The 965-nt window shown below is 43.0% G+C and carries 1 protein-coding gene; it reads left to right on the top strand.

Features of this window, described 5'->3' with window-relative positions; genetic code table 11:
- Window positions 1-849 (top strand): IS5 family transposase (locus LGZ98_RS23855; RefSeq protein WP_262978744.1); only part of this gene is annotated, 849 nt, incomplete at its 5' end.
- Window positions 850-965 lie beyond the last annotated feature (116 nt).

The following is a 965-nucleotide window of genomic DNA, read 5'->3' as shown; positions in this document are numbered from 1 at the left end:
GAGGTGATGGTTCGCATCATTATCCTGAAACATTTCCATAATCTTTCCGATGAAAAGATGGAATATCAATTGCTTGACCGAATGAGCTGGCAACGTTTTTGTCGCTTGACCGATGTCATTAATATTCCAGACCGTAACACGATTTGGTGTTTCGAAAAACGGATTGGCCAGGCAGGTGCCAGAGCGTTGTTTGAAGAGGCGAAGCATCAGCTTTCGACACAGGGATTCATTCCTAGAGGGGGTCAACTCATTGATGCCACGTTGATTCCAGTTCCTAAGCAGCACAATAAGAAGGAAGAGAATGAACAAATCCGTCAGGGTAAAACCCCGGATAACTGGACAGCAAACAAACGATGCCAGAAAGACACCGAGGCAACCTGGACGAAAAAGAACGGTAAAAGTTATTTTGGCTATAAACTGACCATTAATGTCGATACAAAATATAAAGTGATCCGCCACATCGCGACAGGAACCGCAGCTGTCCATGATAGCCAGTTTTTTGAAGCCGTTTTGGAGCGGTCAAATACAAGTCGGGACATTTATGCTGATAAAGGGTATGCCAGCCAGATGCGTGAACGTGCGCTGAAGGAACAGGGCTATCGTGTTCATATTCAGAGGAAAGCGTCACGCAATAAGCCCTTATCAGACTGTCAGAAAGGCCGAAATAAGAAAATAGCGAAAACCCGGGCACGAGTAGAACATATCTTTGGCTCATTCTCTCAGATGGGTGAAAAATTTATCCGAACGATAGGCCAGCTGCGAGCCACTTTTGCGATGACTCTGAAGGCAACCTGCTATAATTTACAACGTTTGGTTTATTTTGGAAAATCCGGCATTCATGCCTTTTAATTCCGGTATGTGATGAAAAAGCGATGAGTTTATTTTTTCCCCTGAAAAAGCAAGAAAAAGTCATACACAATAAGGTCATTTATTGGTGAGTGCAAAATTGATCTTATTTTTTGTAT

The organism is Photorhabdus kayaii (genome assembly GCF_025384895.1).
GTDB lineage: Bacteria > Pseudomonadota > Gammaproteobacteria > Enterobacterales > Enterobacteriaceae > Photorhabdus > Photorhabdus kayaii.
Note: the sequence above shows the minus strand (reverse complement) of the source record. Positions and strands in the feature narration are given on the sequence as shown.